Consider the following 20,664-nt stretch of genomic DNA (forward strand, 5'->3'; position numbering starts at 1 on the left):
CCTAAAGCCCCTGGTCCAGTGCGATCACGGGGTTCAGGCCGGCGGATTCCGCCAGCCGCGCGGCGGTGTGGGCGGCTTCGTCGCGCGACAGGTAGGGCCCCATGCGGACCTTGTAGAGCGGCGGGTGGTGAGCGACGGTGGCGGGACCGGCCTGACCGGCGGCCTCGATGTTGACGCGCTGGGCCAGTGACTGGGCGTTCTGGGCCGAGGAGAAGGCACCGAATTGCAGATAGATGCCGCCCGGCTGGGGGCCCTCGAAAACCGCAGGGACGGGGGCCGGCGGCGCGAGGGGGGCGGCGGGCAGGTTGACCGGCTGCGCCCGGGCGGTGTCGGCGGGTGGGGCCGAGGCCAGGATCGGCGTCCCCGGGGCGCGTCCGGCGCGGATGTCGGCGTTGGTGATGGCCTGCACGATCACGCGCCCGCTGCCCGGGCCGATCAGGCCCAGCTTGGCGGCGGCCACGTAGGACAGGTCGATGATGCGCCCGGGGTGGAAGGGCCCCCGGTCGTTGACGCGCACGACCACCGAGCGGTTGGTGCCCGCCCGGGTCACCCGCGCGTAGCTGGGGATCGGCAGGGTCGGATGCGCCGCCGTCATGGCGTACATGTCGTAGGTTTCGCCGTTGGCGGTCTTTTCACCGTGGAATTTGCGCCCGTACCACGAGGCTACGCCTTCCTGGCGGTAGGGCTGGTTTTCTCCGATGGGGAGGTAGCGCACGCCAAAGACTTCGTAGGGACGGAAATTGGCCGGGGCGTGCCGCTCGATGCGCGGCACGGCGTCGGGAATGGCGGCGATGTCGGCCGGGATGTCGCGGCCAGGGCCGTCGTCCTTGTAGTAACCGCCCGAGCGCGAGGCGCAGCCCGCGAGGACGGCCAGCGTGGCGCCCAGCAGGACGAGGGCCAGGGCTCGTCTCATGGCCGGGGCTCCTGCAGCATGGGGTTGCGGTGGCGCACCAGCAGGGGCGAATGATCCGCAAAGCGCCGGGCGAGCTGTTCGGTGACGTAGACCGAGCGGTGCTGGCCGCCGGTGCAGCCGATGGCCACCGTCAGGTAGTTGCGCGTGTCCTGCATGTACAGGGGCAGCCATTTGCGGATGAAAGCGGCGATGTCGTCGATCATGTTCTCGACGCTGCCGAACTGCGCCAGCCAGTCGGCGACCGGGGCGTCGCGGCCCGTCAGGGAGCGCAACTGCGCGTCGTAGTGGGGGTTGGGCAGGCAGCGCACGTCGAACACCAGGTCGGCGTCGTGTGGCACCCCGCGCTTGTAGGCAAAGGATTCGAAGGTCAGAATCACTGCGGGCCGATCCGTCTGGACCAGATCGCGCACCCAGGCACGTAATTGTCCGGGTGCCAGGTTCGAGGTGTCGATGACGTGTTCCTGATTGCGCAATGGGCCCAGGAGTTCCCGTTCGCGGGTGATGCAGTCCTGCAGAGAGGCGTCCAGGCCCTCTTGCCGCAGGCGGTCGGTCAGAGGGTGGCGGCGCCGGGATTCGGAATAGCGCTGCATCAGGGTGTGGTCGTCGGCGTCCAGGAAGATCACGTGCAGCGCCGTGCCCATGGCGCGCAGGCTGGTCAGGATGCCGGGCAGGTCGTCCAGGTCGCCCGGGGTGCGGACGTCGATGGCGACCGCCACCCGTTCCAGGCCGCTGTCCCGGGTGCTGGCGATGAATTCGTGCAGGAAGCGCACCGGCAGATTGTCGATGCAGGTGTAGCCGGTGTCTTCCAGCATGCGCAGGGCCACGGACTTGCCGGAGCCGGAAATGCCGGTGATGAGGACGATGTTCAGCATGGTGTGTGCGGCGCAGGCGCCAGCAGGGGCTGCAGTGTCGGACGACAGGGGATCATGATCGGGCCTCCCGGGAACTTTCCATGATGGCCAGGGCCTGGCGTTCGATGAATTCGCCCATGGTATCGATGCCGCGCAGGCTGAGGATGGTGTTGCGGACGGCGGCCTCGACCAGCACGGCCAGGTTGCGGCCGGCTGCAACCTGCAGCATCACCCGGCGGATCGGGATGCCCAGGATGTCCTGGTATTCGTCCTGGGTCGGCAAGCGTTCGAAATTTTCAGGAGAAAGGCGCACCAGATGGACGATCAGCTTGATCTTCATCTTGCGCCGCACCGAGGTTTCGCCAAAGATCGTGCGGATGTCCAGCAGCCCCAGGCCGCGGACTTCCAGCAGATTTTGCAGCAGGGGAGGGCACTGGCCTTCGATGAAGTTCGGCGCGGTGCGCGAGAGTTCGACGGCGTCGTCGGCCACCAGCCCGTGGCCCCGGGAAATCAGTTCCAGCGCCAGTTCGCTTTTGCCCAACCCCGATTCGCCGGTGATCAGGACCCCCAGGCCCAGCACGTCCATGAAGACGCCGTGCACGGTGGTCTTGGGCGCCATGCGCTTGCCCAGGTAGATGCGCAGCAGGTCGATCAGCAGGGCGGCGTCGGTGGGTGTGGCCAGCAGCGGGATGTCGTGTTCCAGGCAGTAGGCCAGGAGGTCGTCGGGTGCCTGGGTGTTGTTCGCCAGGACGATGGCCGGTACGCCCCCGGTCACCAGGTCGTTCAGATGGTGCTGGCGGCGGCGCGGTTCGAGCCGCAGGTAATAGGAGATTTCCTCGGTGCCGAAAACCTGGATGCGTCCCGGGTGGATCAGGTTCAGGTGGCCGATCAGGTCGGCAGCGGCACCGCTGGTGTCGGGGATCAGGTGCTGATCCGCAGCGTCCTTGCCGGCGATCCAGGTGAAGACGATCTTCTCGGCGTTGTCACGAATCAGCTCTTGGATGGTCAGCATGTTCAGGGGTCGGGGCGCTCGCGCCGGTCAGGATGAGTTGATGGACTTCCTGGGGGTCTGTGGAGTGCGTCAGGGCCTGGCGGATACCGGCGTCCGACATCAGGCGGGCGATGCCGGCCAGCAGGTCCAGGTGGGTCTGGGTGGCGGTTTCCGGGATCAACAGGAAGAACAGCAGGCGGGCGGTGCGCCCGTCGTTGGTATCGAACCGGACGGGTTCGGCCAGCCGGATGAAGGCGGCGTGCGGTTCGCGCAGATCCTTGAGCCGTCCGTGGGGAATCGCGACCTCGTGGCCCAGCGCGGTCGAACCCAGCCGCTCGCGCGCCAGCAGGCTGTGGAAGACCGCCGTGCGCGCGACGCCCTGGTGGTTTTCAAACAGCAGTCCGGCGTGCTCGAAGGCGCGCTTCTTGCTGGTGGCAGCCAGGTCCAGGACGATGTTGCCGGGCGGCAGGATGCGGGGAGTGAGAGTCATGGCGACCATTATAGGTAAACAGACAACAATATGGCCCCGGACGGGCGTCTCGAGGCCATGTGTCGTTTCGGGCCGAAGGAGTCAGCCCGATGCTGCGTGATCAGGCGGGTATTTCCTGACGCTTGGGAGGTTCGTGAACGTGGTTCTGAGCCTTGGTCTTGTACTTGATGACCTGGCGGTCGGCCTTGTCGACCAGCAGATCGATGGCCGCATACAGGTTGTCATCCGAGGCTTCGCAGTGCAGATCCTTGCCGCGCAGGCGCATGGTGATTTCAGCGATGTGCTTCTGGGGTTCGATCGACAGCATGATCTGAGTGTCGATGACCTGATCGAAGTGCCGCAGGACGCGCGCCGTCTTGGTGTGGACGTATTCGCGGATAGCCGGGGTGATTTCCAGATTGCGACCGGTGATTGTCAGGCTCATATGCAGACTCCTTGCGAAAAACGGGGAGGGTTCCAGGGAGAACCGGGTACGAATGGACTAGACCTCCTTTTCTGACAGTTCGATGACAAGTCCAGTGTACCCATTGCACCCGCCACATCAAGGGCCTGCTTTCGGTGTAGGATAGTCGGATTACATCCTGAAGTTCTTCCCCAGATACACCTGCCGCACCGCCTCGTTGTCCACGATCTCATTCGGATGGCCGCTGGTCAGAACCCGGCCTTCGCTGATGATGTAGGCACGGTCACAGATCCCCAGGGTTTCGCGCACGTTGTGGTCGGTGATCAGCACGCCGATGTTGCGGCCCTTCAGGAACTGCACGATGCGCTGGATTTCGATCACGGCGATCGGATCCACGCCTGCAAAGGGCTCGTCCAGCAGGATGAAGCGCGGGTGAGTGGCCAGGGCGCGGGCGATTTCCACCCGGCGGCGCTCTCCGCCCGACAATGAAATCGCCATATTGCGGCGGATGTGCTCGATCTGCAGTTCGTCGATCAGCGACTCCAGGCGTTCTTCCAGGGCGGCGGCCGACAGGGTGTTGCCCTGGGGGTCGCGTTGCAGTTCAAGGACCGCGCGGATGTTCTGTTCCACCGTCAGACGGCGAAAGACCGAGGCGTCCTGGGGCAGGTAGGACAGGCCCAGCCGGGCGCGCTGGTGCATGGGGATGCCGGTGATCTCATGGTGGTCGATCAGGATGCGGCCCGTGTCGGCCGGGATCAGTCCCACGATCATGTAGAAGCTGGTGGTCTTGCCGGCGCCGTTGGGGCCGAGCAGGCCGACGACTTCGCCGCTGTCTACCGACAGGGACACGTCCTGAACAACGGCACGGCGGCCGAAGGTCTTGCCCAGGCCCACGGCCTGCAGGCTGCCGGACGCACGCACGGCGCCGGCCGTGGTGGAATGGGATTCGTGTGCGGACATGGGAATTACGGGCGGCCCTTCTTGGCCTTGCACTGGGCGATGGCCTGGTCGATGCGGGATTGCGGCTGGGCCAGCGAGCGGACGCGCCCGCCGGCGGCGGCCGAATTCTGCCCGCCGAACGCCTCGTAGGTGCCGGTTTTTTCGTGGTAGATGATGCGCGCGCCGCGGACATTGTCGAAGGTCTGGCCGCAGATCTGGCGGATCACGATGGCCTGGCCCGTCAGGGTGATGTCGCCCGAGGCGCCCGCGTAATCGGCCTGCAGGCCGGTGGCGATCAGCGTCTCGAATTTTTCGGGGTTTTCCTGGCGGATGGTGACGACCTCGCCCTTGGCGGCCGTGGCGGTGCCGAATTGCTTGCCCTGGGCGTCCTCGTGCGTGACGAGCTTGTCGCCGCGCAGGGTCATCGCGCCCCGGGTCAGGATCACGTTGCCGGTAAAGGTGCTGGTCTTGTTGATGTCGTCGTAGTGCAGGGTGTCGGACAGGATCACCGTGTCAGGTTCGTCCTGGGGTGCCGGTTTGGTCTGTGCGGTGGCCGCCTGGGTGGCCAGGGCCAGGGCGCAGGCGCTGATCGATGCAATCAGGGCATGAGACGGAGTTTTCATGGTTGTGCGTTCTTTTTCGGTTCGGCGTTGCGGGCGGCCTGATCCTCGCCCGAGATTTTGACGTCACTGGACGCCGTGACGGTCAGTTGGCGGGTGCGGTTATCGTAGCGCATGCCCTTGCCCCGCAGGGTGGAATTCCCGTTGATGACCAGCGCGGGGCGGTCCGTGTGGACCACGTCCAGGTCGGGCTCGATGATCAGTTGGGAACTGCGTACGTCCAGCAGCTTGTGTTCGGCATCGGGCAGGCGCTTGAGGTGGGCATTGCCGTCCAGCACGATGCGGTCGCCGTGCTCGTCCAGCGTGCCGTGGTCGGCGGTGCCTTCGGTGATGGGCGCGTTGGGCTGGTGGCCCACTGCGCGTGGTGCGGTGATTTCGTAGGCGCGCGTGTCCGGGAAGTGCTCCATGGAGGTGCCTTCCAGGCGGTTGACGGCGCGTCCGTCGGCATCGGTGCGTACCATCGTGAACTGATCGGACCAGGAGTCGCGCTCGTGGGTCACGCGCCGGGGCGGGTCGATCTCGATCGAGCGCAGGGCATAGTCGGACGCCCACCAGGTGCCCAGCACCAGCAGGCCGAGCAGCAGCACGGCCACGAGACTGGGCAGACGTTCTTTCACTGGATGGCCCCGCCCAGCGTGGACAGGGACGCCGTGAAGCAGGCGCCCAGACGGCCCTGGGCCGCCAGGATCAGGTCGCAGCATTCGCGCACGGCGCCCGCGCCGCCGCGCAGGGTGCTGATCCAATGGGCGGCCTGACCGATATAGAAAGGCGCATTGGGCACGCTGGCGGCAAACCCGACCCGCCGCAGGACGGGCAGATCGATGATGTCGTCGCCCATGTAGCCCACGGCTTCCAGAGAGAGGCCGGCCTCGCGGGCCAGGTCTTCGACCGTGGTGATCTTGTCGTGGACGCCCTGGAGCGCGGGCGAAATGCCCAGTTCCGCGGCCCGGCGGGCCGTGATGGCGCTTTTGCGGCCGCTGACCCAGGCGACGCGGATGCCTTGTTCACGCAGCAGCCGCAGGCCGTGGCCGTCCAGCGCGTTGAAGGGCTTGACGGCCTCGCCTTGTTCTCCGTACCAGAGGCTGCCGTCGGTGAGGATGCCGTCGACGTCGAACACCATCATGCGCACGGCACGAGCCCGGTCGCGGATGGCTTCCGGGACGCGGGCCAGGATCTGGGCTTCGGCGGGGTGGGAGAAACCGGGCAATTCGTTCATCAGATGACCTTTGCAGCAAGGAGGTCGTGCATGTGCAGAGCCCCCAATAATAGCCCGTCGCCGTCCAGCACCAGCATCTGGTTGAGCTTGTGCGCATCCATGGTCGAGGCGGCTTCGATGGCGGGCGCGTCGGCCGCGATCGAGCGCGGGTGGCGGCTCATGCCGGCCGAAACCGGCAGGCCGCGGACGTCGCCGTGCTGGGCGATCATGCGGCGCAGGTCGCCGTCGGTGAACAGGCCTGCGGGGCGTTTGCCCTCCATGACGATGACCATGCCCATGCCCTTGGAGGACATTTCGGGCAGGGCATCGGGGATCAGGGTGCCGGGCGCGACGCGCGGCAGGGCTGCGCCGCTGCGCATGACGTCGGCCACGGAGGTCAGCAAGCGCCGGCCCAGGGCGCCGCCAGGATGCGAACGGGCGAAATCCTCGCGGTTGAAACCACGCGCTTCCAGGCAGGCGACGGCGATGGCGTCGCCCAGCACCAGGGCGGCCGTGGTGCTGGCGGTGGGCGCCAGATTCAGAGGGCAGGCTTCCTGGTCCACGGCGGCGTCCAGCGCCAGATCGGCGTTGCGGGCCAGTTCGGAATCGGTGTTGCCGGTCAGGGCGATGATGCGCGTGCCCATGCGCTTGGCCACGGAAATGATGGTGATCAGTTCTTGGGCCGAGCCGGAGTAAGAGATCGCCAGCAGGATGTCCTGGCCGGTGAGCATGCCCAGATCGCCGTGGATCGCCTCGGCGGCGTGCATGAAGAAGGCGGGCGTGCCGGTGGACGCCAGGGTGGCGGCGATCTTGCGGGCGATATGTCCGGACTTGCCGATACCGGTGACGACGACGCGGCCCGGACAGTCCAGGATGAGGCTGACCGCCTGGGCGAAGCGTGCGTCGATGCGGCCTTGCAGGGCTTGCAGGGCCTGGATTTCGATGCCGAAAGTATGGTCGGCGCTGGCGCGGATCGCCTCCGGGCTGGGCTGAGGGTGGGCATGCATCCCGCGATTTTACTGTGTTCAGTAGTAGACGGCCGGGTCCTGCACGTCGAGCTGAGCCGGCAGCAGGTGTTCGCGCGCATAGGTTTCCCAGACGCGGGCATCGAGAAACAGCGCGTACAGGTCGGCGTCGATGTGGCGGCGGTCGCGCATGTCGCGCAGGATGGACAGGGCCTGCGAGAGCGGCATGGGCGGTTTGTATGGCCGGTCGCGCGCGGTCAGGGCCTCGAAGATGTCGGCGATCGCCATCATGCGGGCAGGCCACGACATCTGCTCACCGGTCAGGCCGCGCGGAAAGCCGGTGCCGTCGATTTTCTCGTGGTGACCGCCTGCGTATTCGGGCACGCGCGCCAGCGTCTTGGGAAACGGCATCACCTCGAGCATTTGCAGGGTGACGTCGATATGCTGGTTGATGCGCAGCCGCTCTTCGTTGTTGAGTGTGCCGCGCGCAATGCACAGCATGTCGGCTTCTTCGGTGGAGAGCAGCGGCTGGGTGGCGCCGGTGTGGTCCGTCCAGGTCTGGAGGGCGATGTCGCGCACGCGTTGCTGGTCCTCGGGTCGCATGAATTCGCCGCCGATGTTGACGCGCGCCAGGAAGTCACAGTCTTTGCGCCATTGGTCGATCCGGGCTTGGAACCCGTCGTCGGTCCGGTCGCTGGCCGCCAGGGTTTCCTGGGCGATCAGGGCGGCGTAGCGGGCCTGGATGGTCTCGATCCGGTCGCTCAGAGCATGCAGTTTGGTGGACTTGTCCAGCAGCGAGTCCGGTGTGGCGAGCTTGCCGCAGTCGTGCAGCCAGGCCGCCACGCGCAGTTCGTACCAGTCTTCTTCGTCCAGCGCGAAGTCCTTGAGCGGGCCGTCTTGTGCGCGGCAGGCCGCCTGGGCGATCAGTTCGGTCAGCACGGGGACGCGCTGGCAGTGGGCCGAGGTGTGGGCCGACTTGGCGTCGATGGCCTGGGCGATGGTGCGAATGAAGGCGTCGAGCAGGTCCTTGTGGCCTTGGAGAAGTTGCTGCTTGTCCAGCGTGACGGCGGCCGACGAAGCCAGCGCCAGCGCCAGCGGTTCGAGCGCGGGATTGAAGGCCTGCACCAGAACGGTGCCGGGGTCGCGGGCATTGACCAGTTGCAGGATGCCGATGATGTCGCCGGCGTGGTTCTGCAGTGGCAGGGTCAGCAGCGAGGTGGTCCGGTAATTCATGGCCCGGTCAAAGGCCCGGGTGCCGGAAAAGTCGAAATCCTTGACTTCGTAGGCATCGGGGATATTGACCGGCGTGCCCCGGTGCCAGACGTGGGCGCAGACGTTCTGGTGATTGGCCTGGCCGTCTTCGAGCCACAAGGGGATGGGCCGCAGGCTGATCTCCTGCCCCGAGGTGCCGCCGGAATGGATGTCCAGGCTGAGCGTGCGCATGACTTCGAAGCGCAGTCGCTGTTCGGTGCCCTGGCCTTCCAGAATGTACAGCGTGCCGCCGTCGGCATGGGTGAAATCCTGGGCGGCGATGATGATCTGCTCGTACAGGCGCGGCAGGTGGCGTTCGGCTGACAACGACAGGGTGATGTCGAGCAGTTTCTGGAAGATGGCCGGGTCGATGGCGCCTGGACTGCTGGACAGGGTCATGGCGGGAGTCCTGGAGTAGGGGTTTGAAAAAACCGGTAACCGATGTTACGTGTTGTTCCCGTGTGGGGCAATCAGCCGTGCGCGAGGGCGGAGCGGGATCAATAGCCGGTGCTGTCGTGGCTGGGGTGATCGGGTCCCGGCGCCAGCGTCGTGACGCGCACGACATGGGTGTCGAGCCGTCCATCCGGGTGCAAAGTGATCCAGCGATAGCCTGGGGCCACGGGATCGATGCTGAAACGGACGCTGCGTGGCGTGAACTGGAAGCAGGTGGACGGCGTGGACAGCATGCGTAACGGCAGGCGTCCGGGGGGCGGGTCCAGGTCGTGCAGGCTGTCGCCCGCCTGGTGGACATGTCCCCACAAAAGGGCGCGCACGCGTGGCAGCGTATCGAGGACGGTGAAAAGCGCATCGGCGTTGCCGATGCGCATGGGGTCGAGCCAGGCGCTGTGCATGGGTACAGGGTTGTGGTGCATGGCCACCAGGACGTGACGTCCATCCTCGACCTGGCCTGCTGTGCGCAGCAGTTCGAGCTGTTCCGGGGCCAGCCAGCCGCTCTCGTCGTCGGGCAGGGTGGAGTCCAGCAAAATGATGCGCCAGGGGCCTTGGTCGATCACCGGGACGGCGTGAGCGGCCAGCATGGCATGAAAAGGGGCGCGCACGTCGTGGTTGCCCGGCAGGACGTGCACGGGGGCCCCCAGGGGCGTCACCATGTCCAGGAACCGGGTGTAGGACTCGGGGCGGCCGTCTTGTGACAGATCGCCCGTGGCCAGCACCAGGTCGGGGGTGTCGCCGGCATCGATCAGGTGTTGCAGCACGCCCTGGAACGAGGCCTCGGTATCCACGCCCAGCAAGGTGTCGCCGCTGCGGGCGAACAGATGCATGTCCGTCAGGTGGGCCAGCACGATCGGCCGGGGGGGCGGGGAGGACGAAGGCATGGTCGGCGGTCCGTTCGGAATGCGTTCAGGAATATGCGTTCAGGGGTACACAGTGTGCGCGCGATTTCCGTGTCAGCCAGTATCCGGTGTTGGTTTTGGTTATTTTTGGCTGAAATAACATATTATTACGATATTAATAATATTTAAACATTCCGAGGCGGCGGACGGAAGCGGAGCGGGTGTCACTCAGAGATACCGCACCGTGACGCCGGGGTGAGGCAAAGCATGCGATATGGTTTTGATGCGCGGTGCTGGATCAGAGGAGCTCAAGGGGTGTTCGCACGCTCTGCAGCGGCCTGCCTGGCACTTTTGGCGGTGGTCTCGATCAGCCAGGCATCCGGCGCGCCGGATGCCGCACGGATCATTGCCCAAGGGGCCGAGCAGGTGCGGGCCGGTCAGGGTGCCCAGGCCTATCGCGCCTTGTCGCCTCATGTCGCCTGGCTGGCGGGCGACCCCGGGTTCGACCGGGTGTTCGGTCAGGCGGCCTTGGCGGCCGACCAACCCTCGCAAGCCGCGTTCGCTTTCGAACGCTGCCTGGCCGTCAGCCCGCGCGATGGACTGTGCCGGCTGGGGATGTTGCGCGCGCACGTGATGCTGACCGAGGTCCAGGCAGCGCGCAACGAGATCGAGATTCTCTCGAGCAGCGCGCCCCCGCCGGAAGTGCAAGCCATCCTCGACGAGTACCTGCGCCTGCTGACCGGCAAGGAATCGGCTGGCCAGGATACGCGCCTGAATGCTTATATCCAGGCGGGCGTGGGCTACGACAGCAATCCCAATACCGCCATGTCGCAGGGCAGTCTGGCGCTGCCGGCCCTGGGCAACCTGGTGTTCCGGATGTCGCCGGATGGCCGGCCCCAGGAAACCGGCTTCAACCTGACGCAGTTCAACATCCGTTATTCCACACCGCTCAATGAGCACTGGCGTCTGCTGGCCGAAGGCACCGCCACGGCCAATCAGTACTGGTCGGCGCACAGCTACGACGCCGCCATCGTCGATGGGGCGCTGGGCCTGATGCGCACCGAGGGGCCGCACCGCTTCACCGTCAAGGCCCAGGGGCAGCATTACAACCTGGGCGGGCACGGCTATCGGGATATGGCCAGCCTGCTGGGCCAGTATGCCTATTCGGTGACGGATCGCGCCGAGGTCAACGGTTTCGCGCACGTGACCCAGATGCGCTATCCGAAGTACAGCCTGAACGACGCTACGCGTTATGCGGGCGGGGTGTCGTGGTCGCAGGCGCTGGGCAATGGGCGGGCCATCTACTATGCCAGCGCCTACGGCGGGCGCGAAGTCGGTGTGCACAGCAATGCCCCCGAGACTGTGGAATACGATTTCAGCGGCCTGCGCGTCGGCGGCATGATGTTGCTGTCGCCGCGCACCCAGGTCGAGGCGGGGGTGGGCGTGGAATGGCGTGATTACGGGGGCAAGGAAATCCTGTTCGGCAAGGCGCGCCGCGACACTCAGTACGACGGCTACGTGAACCTGAGCCACGCCCTGAATCGCAAGCTCTCGATTCGTCCGGAATACCGCTACATCGACAGCAACTCGAACATTCCGCTGCGCGACTATCAGCGTCACATTTTTTCGGTGAGCCTGCGTTATGAACTGTTCTGACTTGGTGCGGCGCGCCTTGGGCGCGGGCCTGTGTGCGGTGGTGTTCTGGTGTCTGGGTACGGCCGTTGCCCTGGCCGAAGTCGCCGCCCGCGCGGATTTCGTCCATGGTCTGGTGACGGCGACCGAAGCCGGCCAGGCCGGGCGCTCCCTGGTCAAAGGGGGCGAAATATTCGACCACGACCGTGTCGACACGGCCCAGGGCGCACGGGCGCAACTGCGTTTCAGCGACGGCGGGCTGGTGTCGCTGTTGCCCGAAACCACATTCTCGGTCGAAGAATATCGCCTGGGCGATGCGGGCGGCGAGGACGGATCGCTGGTCTTTGGCCTGCTGCGCGGCGGCCTGCGCACGGTCACGGGCGCGATCGGCAAGGGCAAGCCGGACAACTATCAGTTGAAGACGCCGGTCGGCACGCTGGGCATCCGGGGCACGGAGTTCATCGCGATCATCGATCCGCCCGGCACCCTGCGTGTACACGTGGGGCGGGGCAAGGTGGTGCTGACGAATCGGTACGGGACGCTGGAAGTGCCCGAGGGCTACAACGCGATCATGACGGAGGGCGAGGCGCCCCGGCTGACCGAGGAAGGCCCGGTGTTCATGGCGACCGGTCCGCAGGGTGACCTGAAGACGCCTGTCGGCATGGTGCGTGCCGATCCCTACAATCTGGAACTGCCTTTGTTCGCGACCGTGGAGCCGGTTCGCAACCCGTTCCTGGTCTCGGGGCCGGGGTATTACATGGGGGTTTCCGTCGACAATACTGTTGGGTATCCCACGGACGGGCCTGGTGATGCCGTATTCGATACGGGTACAGGGGCGTTGCTCTCGTTCGGAAATACCGGTTCCGCTCTGATCAATCTGGGCGGGGCGGGCGCGGCGACTGCAATTTCTCAGTCGACGGTCGCTGGCCTGAACTGGGGGGTATTGGGCGCCGGTACTTTGTCCGTGAACGCCAACAACGTTACCTTGTCTCCGACCTCGCAGCCCCTGCCGTACATCATCGGGTTGGGCGCGACTGCGCCCCTGGCGGGTACGCTGAGCTTCAGCCTGCCCGCAGGCGTGGCGCCGTCCGCCTATGCGAATAATGGCGATATCGGCACGCTGACGCAGTTCGATCTGGGGATCACCGTGGCAACGCAGGCCTATACGCTGGACATGAGCCTGGCTATGCCGACCGCAACCTATGGCATCGCGGGGGGAGCGGGCGTGCTGAACAGTCTTACGGCTCCGTCCTTCAGCCTCAGCCATAATCCCGTCACTGGAGGAACATGCTCCACGAATTGCACGTTGAATGCAACGGGCTTCGTGACCACCAGCGGCAGCGCCGGCGTGAGCTACTTGCTGCAGGACAACACCACCGTCATCACCGGTGTCGCACCCCTGGTGCCGAACTAAAGCATCCCGGGAGTCAGCGTGATGACTCGGGCCTTGCACGGCAAGCGAGGTTTGCAGGCTGCAGGCCTGCTGCTCATGGCCCTGCTCATGCTCTGGCAGGCGGCGGCATTTCGCGAACCGGGCCACGGCGGGCCGCTGGACCGCCTGGACGCGGTGCTGTATGACTGGCGTTTTCAACTGCTGCCGCCGCAGCGTGAAGCCGACCTGCCCATCGTGATCGTCGATCTGGACGAGGCCACGCAGCAGCGCGAGGGGCGCTGGCCCTGGGACCGCGCCAAGGTGGCCGCGCTGATCCAGGCGCTGCGCGCCCAGGGGACGGCCCTGATCGGTTTTGATGTGGTGTTTTCGGAACCGGGCCCCAATCCAGTGCGCCAGTTGCTGCAGGCCGATGCCCTGCCCGCCGAATTGGGCGCGGCGCTGGCCGGGCATGCGGCGGCGTTCGATGGCGATGCGATCCTGGCGCAGACGCTGGACCCCTATGTGCTGCTGGGTTTTTTCATGCATGCCGATGGCGGCGATGCGGGGCAGTTGCCCGCGCCCTTCATGGTGCTGCCGCCCGAGGTGCAGGCCGCGACCACGATCCGGGCGTTGCCCGACTACACCGCCAGCCTGCCGCAACTGACCGAGGCCGGCGCCAGCGGCGGATTTGTCGTGGCAGTGCCCGATCCGGACGGCATCGTGCGCCGTGTCCCTATGGTGTTGCGCCATGGCGCGGACGTCTATCCGGCGCTGTCCCTGGAGATGGCGCGGCTGGCGCTGGGCGCCCCCTGGCTGAAGCTGGAACAGGCCGATCGCGGCGGCCAGCAGGTGGTCACGGGGATTCACATCGGGCGCGGCGTGCGTGTGCCGGTCGATGAGCGCGGTGATCTGCTGGTGCCGTACCGGGGCCGCGCGGGCAGCTTTCTGACGATCCCGGCCACGGGGGTGCTGCGCGGAGACGCGCCTGCCGAATCGCTGGCCGCCTTGCGGGACGCATTCGTGCTGGTCGGCACCTCGGCGCTCGGTCTGGCCGATCTGCGCACCACGCCGTTACAGACCGGCTATCCGGGGGTGGAAACCCATGCCAATGTGCTGGATGCCGTGTTGCAGGCCTCTCTGGGCGAGGAAACCTTGTACGTGCAGCCTGACTGGACGCCGGGTGCGGTGCTGGCCTTGATGCTGGTACTGGGTCTGCTGCTGGCGCTGGGCCTGCCCGGGCGCAGCCCGCGCCTGATGATGGGCTGCGCCGCCGCGTGCCTGCTGGTCCTGGTCGCCGCCAATGGCTGGGCCTGGGACCGCCTGCTCCTGGCTTTGCCGCTGGCCGCGCCCGTCTTGCTGGTCGTGCTGCTGGCGCTGTTGAACATCATCAGCGGTTATATTTCGACCAATCGGCAGAGACGCGCCATTCAGTCGCTGTTCGGCGAATACGTGCCCGCCGCCTATGTCGAGCGCATGGTGGCCAGTCCCGACAGCGTCACTCCGTCCGGCGAACAGCGCCCGATGACGGTGCTGTTCGCCGACATCCGCAATTTCACGGCCTTGTCCGAACCCCTGTCGGCGGGCGCACTCAAAGACCTGCTCAACCGCTACCTGTCTGCGGTCACCGAGGTGATCTTCCAGCATCAGGGCACGATCGACAAATACGTGGGCGATATGGTCATGGCCTTCTGGAATGCGCCGCTGGACGATGAGGATCATGCGGCGCATGCCGTGCAGACGGCGCTGGACATGCAGGCGTGCATGGCACGCGTGCGGCTGGAATTCGAGGCGGCAGGCTTGCCGGTGTTCCGGATCGGAGTCGGCCTGAATACCGGATCGATGAATGTGGGCGACATGGGGTCGCGCTACCGGCGCGCCTATACCGTGCTGGGCGATGCCGTGAACCTGGGCTCGCGCCTGGAGAGCCTGACCGCTTATTACGGGGTGCCCATTCTGGTCAGCGACAGCACGCGCGCACAGGCGCCGGGCTTCGTGTATCGCACGGTGGACCGTATCCGCGTCAAGGGGCGGCGCGACGTCGTCGAGGCCAGCGAACCGGTGTGTGAAGCCGGTCGCGCCGGACCGGAACTGCAGGATCGCCTGGCGCGCTTTGAGCAGGCGATCGAGGATTACCGCGCGCGCCGCTGGGCGCAGGCGCAGTCGGCGCTGACCAGGCTGTGCGCCGAAGATCCGGAGAGTGGGGCGCTGTATGCGGTCTATCTTGGCCGCATGGCGGACATCGACCCGGCCAGCCTGCCCGCAGACTGGGATGCTGTGCACGATCATCTCCAGAAATAAGTCCGTCCGGCGCGCCGCCGCGTGGATGGCTTGTTAAACTGTGCCCGCCCCCATGCCTTGCCACAGGACCCCGCCATGCAAACCGATCCGGCCCAGTACATCCGAGACACGATCCGTACCGTGCCCGATTGGCCGAAACCCGGCGTGCAGTTCCGGGACATCACCCCGGTGCTGCAGGACCCGCGTTCGTTCCGGGTACTGATCGATCTGTTCGTCTACCGCTACATGCGCCAGCGCCTGGATCTGGTGGCGGGCATCGACGCGCGCGGCTTCATCGTCGGTTCGGTGCTGGCCTACGAATTGAACCTGGGCTTCGTGCCGGTGCGCAAGCAGGGCAAGCTGCCGTATCGCACCGTGGCCGAGGAATACGCCCTGGAATACGGCAACGCGGCGGTGGAAATGCACACGGACGCGGTGCGGCCGGGCCAGCGCGTGCTGCTGATCGACGACCTGATCGCCACCGGCGGCACGATGCTGGCGGCGTCTCGCCTGCTGCAACGCCTGGGTGCCAACGTGGCCGAGGCCGCCGCCATCATCGACCTGCCCGACCTGGGCGGCTCGAAGGCCGTCCAGGCCTCGGGCCTGCCGGTCTATACGGTCTGCGAATTCGAAACAGGTTCCGAGGTCTGAGCCTCCAGACCATCGGGACTCAGGCCGGGGCTTCGGACGGGGCATCCAGGGAAATCGATCGTTCGACGGCACCGGCCGGCAGGGCCGCATGTGTGGCCAGGACGACGGTGCGGCCTCGGGTCGCCCGGGGCAGATCGGCCAGGAATTCTGCTTCCGTGCCGGCGTCCAGACCCGCAGTCGGTTCATCCAGCAACAGAACGTCCGCAGGCGATAGCAGGACCCGTGCCAGGGCCAGCCGGCGTGCCTGACCGACAGAAAGCCCGGCGCCCGTCTCCCCGATCCAGGTATCCAGGCCGTGCGGCAGGCTGCGGACGAAGCTGCACAGGCGAGCGGCTTCGAGGGCGTTCCACAGGGCTCCGCCATCGGCGTGCGGATCGCCGATCAGCAGGTTGGTCCGTATCGTGCCGAGGAATAGCGGCGCGTCCTGAGCCAGCAGGGCGATGCGGCGATGCAAGTCGCCCTGGGCGCAGTTGCGTACGTCGATGCCGCCGAAGCAGATACTGCCTGCCTGGGGGTCGTCGATGCGCAGCAGCAGGTGAAGCAGGGTGGACTTGCCTGAGCCGCTGATCCCGGTCAGGGCGGTGCGGCTGCCAGGGGGGAAGTCGAGATCGATGCCGTCCAGGATCACTCTGTCCGGAGCCTCCGGGTAGGCAAAGCGTACGCCCCGGACTTGCAGTGTGCCTGTCTGCGGCAGCTTGACGGGTTTCGGCGGGTCGTGCAGATCGGATTCCGCGCCCGTGATGGCCTCGATACGGGTCAGCGCCGCAAGTGTCGCGCCCATCCGGGTCGCACCGCGTACGACGGGGCCTATGGTCTCGAACAGGCCCAGCGCGGCCAGCAGCAATCCGGCCAGCAGGGGGGGCTGCAGCAGGCCGTGTTCGACGGCATCCAGACCTGTCCACAGGATGGCCAGCATGGCGGCGCCGGTGGCTGCGTGGATCGCGCTCTGACCGATGGCGCTCAGGCCGGCCTGGGTGTTGCGGGCGCGGGATGCCTGGCTGCAGGCGGCGTCGAAATGCAGGCGGACGGACGCGGAGAGCGACAGAGCGAGGATGTCCGCATGGCCTTCGACGGCTTCCTGTACCGCGGCTCGCAATTGAGCCGCGCTGTCCTGCGCCGTCCGGCCCGGCGCCTTGGCCTGGTACAGCAGGACGGCTGGAACCAGCAGGCAGGCGGCCAGGAAGGCCGTGGCGACGATCCAGGCGGCGGCCGGCAGTTGCCAGACCAGGCAGATCGTCATGACCAACCCCGCCGTCAGGGCGGTCAGCAGCGGGGCCATCAGAGACAGGAATAGTGTATCGAGCGCGTCCACGTCCGATGTCAGGCGTGCCACCAGATCGCCGGCGCGATAGCGTGCGAGCTGGCGCGGCGACAGGCGGGCCAAGGATCGAAAGAGTGTGCCGCGCAGTTCCGCGAGCAGGTGCAAGGTCGCCGTATGGCCGGCCAGGCGCTCCGCATAGCGGGCACCGATGCGGATGAACGAGAATCCACGCACCAGAGCCGATGGCACGAACAGGTTGAAGGCCTGGGCGGCGCTTGCCGAGGCGGCGCCGGCCAGGGCTGCACCGGTCAGGAACCAGCCAGCCACACCCAGCAGGCCTGCCCCGGCCGCGGCGGTCAGCAGGGCCAGGGCGATGGTGGCGGCCAGGCTCGGCCAATGACGGCGGTAGAGTTGGCGCAAGAGGTGCTGGCGGCTCATCGGGTGATCGCCTGGATGGGCTTCCGGAGACAGGCGCCCCGATTGAGAGGGTGGATTCATGCCGTTGCCTCGATGCGGCCGTTGGCAAGCAGGATGCGGCGGGGCAGTGTTCGTGCGACTGCGGGAGAGTGCGTGACCAGCAGCAAGGTGCGCCCGCGCGCGAAGGAAAGGAGGCCGTCCAGAACGGCTGCGCGAGTGTCGTCGTCCAGATGGGCGGTCGGCTCGTCGAGCAGGATCAGGCCTGGGTTGCGCAGGTACAGCCGCGCCAGGGCGACGCGCTGTGCCTGTCCTCCGGACAGGCCATGGCCGCGAGGGTCGATCCTGCTGTCCAGGCCGCGCGGCAGGCGGTCGGCGAATGGGGTCACGCAGGCGCGTCGTGCGGCGTCGGCGACTTCCGCAGGGCTTGCGTCAGGGCATCCGAGCCGGATGTTGTCGGCAATCGTCCCCTGAAGCAGAAAGGGGCGTTGGCCAATCAGGACGACCTGGTCGCGCAGGTGTGCCTCCGGCCATTCCGCCAGGGGGCGCTCGTCGAGTTTCAGGGGGCCTTCGGCCGTCCGGAGCCGCGCCAGAATTTCGAGCAGGGTGGTCTTGCCTGCGCCGCTGCTGCCCAGCAGGGCGACGTGTTCGCCCGCCTGGATCGACAGCGCCAGGCCGTCCAGGATCGGTCCGGTTCGATCCGGCAGGCTCAGCCGCAATGGGCCGGCGTGTATGGCGATGCCGGCGGCCGGTCCGGGCGGGTGCCGCACATCGGGTGAGCCGATCTGCTGTTCCAGCGGGACCCCGTCGATGGCGGGCAGGGTGCCGAAGGATTCTTCGATCTGGGCAACGGCGGCTCGTGCGGCGGCGCGGTCGTGGTAGTAGGCGGCGAACTGCCGCAGGGGCGCATAGACTTCGGGCGCCATCAGCAGGCAGAAGAACCCCGCCTGGAGCGACAGGGCCTGTCCACGCAGGTCCAGGTAGCCCAGGTAGCTCAGGCCGATGTAGACGGCGACGCCCGCCACGCCGAGCGCAGCGAAGAACTCCAGCACGGCGGAGGACAGGAACGCGATACGCAGGACAGCCAGGGTGCGGGTGCGCAGGATGTCGCTGGCCTCGGCGACCGCTTCGCTCTCGGCCTCTGCGCGACCGTGCAGTTTCAGGGTGGACAGACCGCGCAAGCGGTCGGCAAAAAACCCCGACAAGCGGGCGAACGTCTTGAGATGATGCCGGCTGGCCGCTTCCGCACCCCAGCCGACCAGGGCCATGAAGAGCGGAATCAGGGGGGCAGTCGTCAGCAGCAGCAGGCCGGCGACGAGATCGACGGGCAGGATGATGAGCGAAAATGCGACCGGCAGAATGGCGGCGGCAGCCCCATAAGGCAGGTAGCGAGAAAAATAACCGTCCAGGGCTTCGGTCTGCTCGACCACGACGCCCGCCAGTTCACCGGATACCTGACGGCGCGTCCATGCGGGACCGGCCGTCAGCAAAGTGTGCATCAGTGTCCGGCGGACGGCATGCTTGATGCGTTCCGCCGCCAGAGTGCCCGCCCGCTCCGCCGCCCAGGCCAGCGCTGCGCGGGTCAGGATCAGCAGGGCGATTGCAGCGAGCGGTCCCAACAGCTCGTCGGGAGCGATTCCCTGGACGAAACCGGCTTCCAGGGCATGCGCCAGCAGCCAGGACTGGAGGACCAGCAGGCCGCCGGCCAGTAGCGGGGCGGCTGTGGCCAGGGCCAGGGGGAGGCGGGCCAGGTGTGCCAGATCCCGCAGCCATCGGGTCTGGTCCGGTGTCGCGGGCCGGAGTATGGCGGGATCATATTCCAGGCTGGAGCGACTGTTCACTCAGCGTCCGCAGGGGCCGATGGCGGAGTCTGCGCGCGATCCTCGCGCAGTTCGAACCACATCGCGTTCAGGATGCCGAACGTGCAGGCCAGGCCCAGGCCGAGAATCCATGAAAAATACCACATGCCGGACTCCTCAATAGGCGTGGGGGGAAGCGTCGATCGACTCTGCGGTGACCTTGCCGCGCATTACGCGGTAGACCCAGGCGGTATAGGCAGTGACGATGGGCAGCAGGATCAGGGTCACGAGCAGCATGATCCACAGGGTGAGGTGGCTGGATGAGGCGTCCCAGATGGTCAGCCCCGCCGCCGGCTCGCTCGATGAAGGCAGGATGAAGGGGAACAGCGCGAAGCCTGCCGTCAGGATCACGCCGGCGAACGAGGCGGACGAGGCCAGGAACGCCAGAGGGCCGACCCGGCCGATGGACATCAGCAGCGAGGCGAGCAGCGCCCCGCCCACGCCGGCGGCCGGGGCGAGCCACATCGCGGGCCAGGTCGTGAAATTGCGCATCCAGCCGCCGGCCTGGAGAGCGACGCTCTTGGCAAGCGGATTGGAGGGCGCAGCGGGATCGATGGCGCTTGTGATGGCATGGCCCTGGATGCCGTAGGCCACCCAGAATCCTCCGAGCACGAACAGCGTGATCGACAGCAGGGCCGCCACCGCTCCCCAGCGGCGGGCTCGGGCTGCCACCATTCCATCCGTGCGCCAGGCGAGCAGCACGGCGCCGTGCATGGCCACCAGCGCGACGCTGAGGATGCCCGACAGCAGGGCGAAGGGGGAAAACAGTTGGAAGAAGTGGCCGGTGTAGACGGGGCGCAGGGTGTCCGGGTCGAGGCTTGCGGGCACGCCCAGGATCACGTTGCCCATGGCCACGCCGAATACCAGCGCGGCGATGGTCCCCGAAAAGCATAGTGCGGCATCCCAATTGCCGCGCCAGCGCGGGCTTTCGAGCTTGCTGCGGTATTTGAAGCCGACGGGCCGCAGGATCAGCGCCAGCAGAGCCAGCATCATGGCAAGGTAGAAGCCCGAGAAGGACGCCGCATACAGAAGCGGCCAGGCGGCGAAGATGGCCCCGCCTGCCGTGATCAGCCAGACCTGGTTGCCTTCCCAGACCGGACCGACGAGATTCAGCGCGACGCGCCGTTCGACATCGGTGCGCGCGACGAGGGGCAGCAGCGCCGCTACGCCCAGATCGAAGCCATCCATGATTGCGAAGCCGATCAGCAGGGCACCCAGCAGGCCCCACCAGATCATGCGCAGCGTGCCGTAGTCCAGAGGAATCAAGGTTTCCATTGCTCTCTCCTGT

General features: G+C 66.7%; 20 protein-coding genes. 4 read left to right on the plus strand and 16 right to left on the minus strand.

Annotated features, from left to right (window positions below):
• Position 1 precedes the first annotated feature (1 nt).
• The 12 genes from WA983_RS12915 to WA983_RS12970 all read right to left on the minus strand — a co-directional run bounded on the left by WA983_RS12915 (position 2) and on the right by WA983_RS12970 (position 9,952).
• Positions 2-913, minus strand: coding sequence for a septal ring lytic transglycosylase RlpA family protein (locus WA983_RS12915; protein ID WP_424312143.1), 912 nt, complete (start codon positions 911-913; stop codon positions 2-4).
• Complete coding sequence (gene rapZ, locus WA983_RS12920) at positions 910-1,785, minus strand: RNase adapter RapZ (RefSeq protein ID WP_424249034.1); 876 nt, start codon at positions 1,783-1,785, stop codon at positions 910-912. The genes WA983_RS12915 and rapZ overlap by 4 nt, the downstream gene beginning before the upstream one ends.
• Positions 1,786-1,837: 52 nt before the next feature.
• On the minus strand, positions 1,838-2,776 hold the full coding sequence (gene hprK / locus WA983_RS12925) for an HPr(Ser) kinase/phosphatase (protein ID WP_424249032.1): 939 nt from the start codon (positions 2,774-2,776) through the stop codon (positions 1,838-1,840).
• On the minus strand, positions 2,748-3,254 hold the full coding sequence (locus WA983_RS12930) for a PTS sugar transporter subunit IIA (protein ID WP_424249030.1): 507 nt from the start codon (positions 3,252-3,254) through the stop codon (positions 2,748-2,750). Before WA983_RS12930 ends, hprK begins: the two co-directional genes overlap by 29 nt.
• Before the next feature lie 91 nt (positions 3,255-3,345).
• Complete coding sequence (gene hpf, locus WA983_RS12935; RefSeq protein WP_424249028.1) at positions 3,346-3,669, minus strand: ribosome hibernation-promoting factor, HPF/YfiA family; 324 nt, start codon at positions 3,667-3,669, stop codon at positions 3,346-3,348.
• Between the two features lie 150 nt (positions 3,670-3,819).
• Positions 3,820-4,608 (minus strand): LPS export ABC transporter ATP-binding protein, encoded by a 789-nt coding sequence (gene lptB, locus WA983_RS12940; RefSeq protein WP_424249026.1) that lies wholly within the window; start codon positions 4,606-4,608, stop codon positions 3,820-3,822.
• A 5-nt stretch (positions 4,609-4,613) separates the two neighbouring features.
• On the minus strand, positions 4,614-5,210 hold the full coding sequence (lptA, locus tag WA983_RS12945) for a lipopolysaccharide transport periplasmic protein LptA (RefSeq protein ID WP_424249024.1): 597 nt from the start codon (positions 5,208-5,210) through the stop codon (positions 4,614-4,616).
• Positions 5,207-5,824 (minus strand): LPS export ABC transporter periplasmic protein LptC, encoded by a 618-nt coding sequence (gene lptC, locus WA983_RS12950; protein WP_424249022.1) that lies wholly within the window; start codon positions 5,822-5,824, stop codon positions 5,207-5,209. The genes lptA and lptC overlap by 4 nt, the downstream gene beginning before the upstream one ends.
• Positions 5,821-6,423, minus strand: coding sequence for a KdsC family phosphatase (locus WA983_RS12955; RefSeq protein ID WP_424249020.1), 603 nt, complete (start codon positions 6,421-6,423; stop codon positions 5,821-5,823). Before WA983_RS12955 ends, lptC begins: the two co-directional genes overlap by 4 nt.
• Entirely contained in the window at positions 6,423-7,409 is a 987-nt protein-coding gene (locus WA983_RS12960; protein ID WP_424249018.1) for a KpsF/GutQ family sugar-phosphate isomerase, read from the minus strand. Before WA983_RS12960 ends, WA983_RS12955 begins: the two co-directional genes overlap by 1 nt.
• Before the next feature lie 18 nt (positions 7,410-7,427).
• Positions 7,428-9,017, minus strand: coding sequence for an HD-GYP domain-containing protein (locus tag WA983_RS12965; protein WP_424312144.1), 1,590 nt, complete (start codon positions 9,015-9,017; stop codon positions 7,428-7,430).
• Positions 9,018-9,115: 98 nt separating this feature from the next.
• On the minus strand, positions 9,116-9,952 hold the full coding sequence (locus WA983_RS12970; protein WP_424249895.1) for a metallophosphoesterase: 837 nt from the start codon (positions 9,950-9,952) through the stop codon (positions 9,116-9,118).
• Between the two features lie 273 nt (positions 9,953-10,225).
• Between WA983_RS12970 and WA983_RS12975 the strand changes: the two genes are divergently transcribed.
• From WA983_RS12975 to WA983_RS12990, 4 genes are all read left to right on the plus strand, one after another.
• On the plus strand, positions 10,226-11,566 hold the full coding sequence (locus WA983_RS12975) for a surface lipoprotein assembly modifier (RefSeq protein ID WP_424312145.1): 1,341 nt from the start codon (positions 10,226-10,228) through the stop codon (positions 11,564-11,566).
• On the plus strand, positions 11,553-12,956 hold the full coding sequence (locus WA983_RS12980; RefSeq protein WP_424247484.1) for a FecR domain-containing protein: 1,404 nt from the start codon (positions 11,553-11,555) through the stop codon (positions 12,954-12,956). Before WA983_RS12975 ends, WA983_RS12980 begins: the two co-directional genes overlap by 14 nt.
• 21 nt (positions 12,957-12,977) lie before the next feature.
• Positions 12,978-15,212 carry a CHASE2 domain-containing protein gene (locus WA983_RS12985; protein WP_424247486.1) on the plus strand — a complete coding sequence of 745 codons (2,235 nt, stop codon included), beginning with the start codon at positions 12,978-12,980 and terminating at the stop codon, positions 15,210-15,212.
• Between the two features lie 75 nt (positions 15,213-15,287).
• On the plus strand, positions 15,288-15,842 hold the full coding sequence (locus WA983_RS12990; RefSeq protein ID WP_424247488.1) for an adenine phosphoribosyltransferase: 555 nt from the start codon (positions 15,288-15,290) through the stop codon (positions 15,840-15,842).
• Positions 15,843-15,861: 19 nt separating this feature from the next.
• Here the strand turns inward: WA983_RS12990 and cydC are convergent, their stop codons facing one another.
• The 4 genes from cydC to cydB are packed head-to-tail and all read right to left on the minus strand — an operon-like array spanning position 15,862 to position 20,651.
• Positions 15,862-17,541 carry a thiol reductant ABC exporter subunit CydC gene (cydC, locus tag WA983_RS12995; RefSeq protein ID WP_424247502.1) on the minus strand — a complete coding sequence of 560 codons (1,680 nt, stop codon included), beginning with the start codon at positions 17,539-17,541 and terminating at the stop codon, positions 15,862-15,864.
• 56 nt (positions 17,542-17,597) lie between these two features.
• A complete protein-coding gene (gene cydD / locus WA983_RS13000) occupies positions 17,598-19,358 on the minus strand; it encodes a thiol reductant ABC exporter subunit CydD (RefSeq protein ID WP_424247490.1) in 1,761 nt (586 codons plus the stop codon).
• Positions 19,355-19,483: a cytochrome bd-I oxidase subunit CydX gene (gene cydX, locus WA983_RS13005; RefSeq protein ID WP_424247492.1), complete on the minus strand. Its 129-nt coding sequence runs from the start codon at positions 19,481-19,483 to the stop codon at positions 19,355-19,357. Before cydX ends, cydD begins: the two co-directional genes overlap by 4 nt.
• A gap of 10 nt (positions 19,484-19,493) precedes the next feature.
• Positions 19,494-20,651 carry a cytochrome d ubiquinol oxidase subunit II gene (gene cydB, locus WA983_RS13010; protein ID WP_424312146.1) on the minus strand — a complete coding sequence of 386 codons (1,158 nt, stop codon included), beginning with the start codon at positions 20,649-20,651 and terminating at the stop codon, positions 19,494-19,496.
• Positions 20,652-20,664: the final 13 nt, after the last annotated feature.

This window comes from Castellaniella sp. (genome assembly GCF_049650445.1).
Lineage (GTDB): Bacteria > Pseudomonadota > Gammaproteobacteria > Burkholderiales > Burkholderiaceae_B > Castellaniella.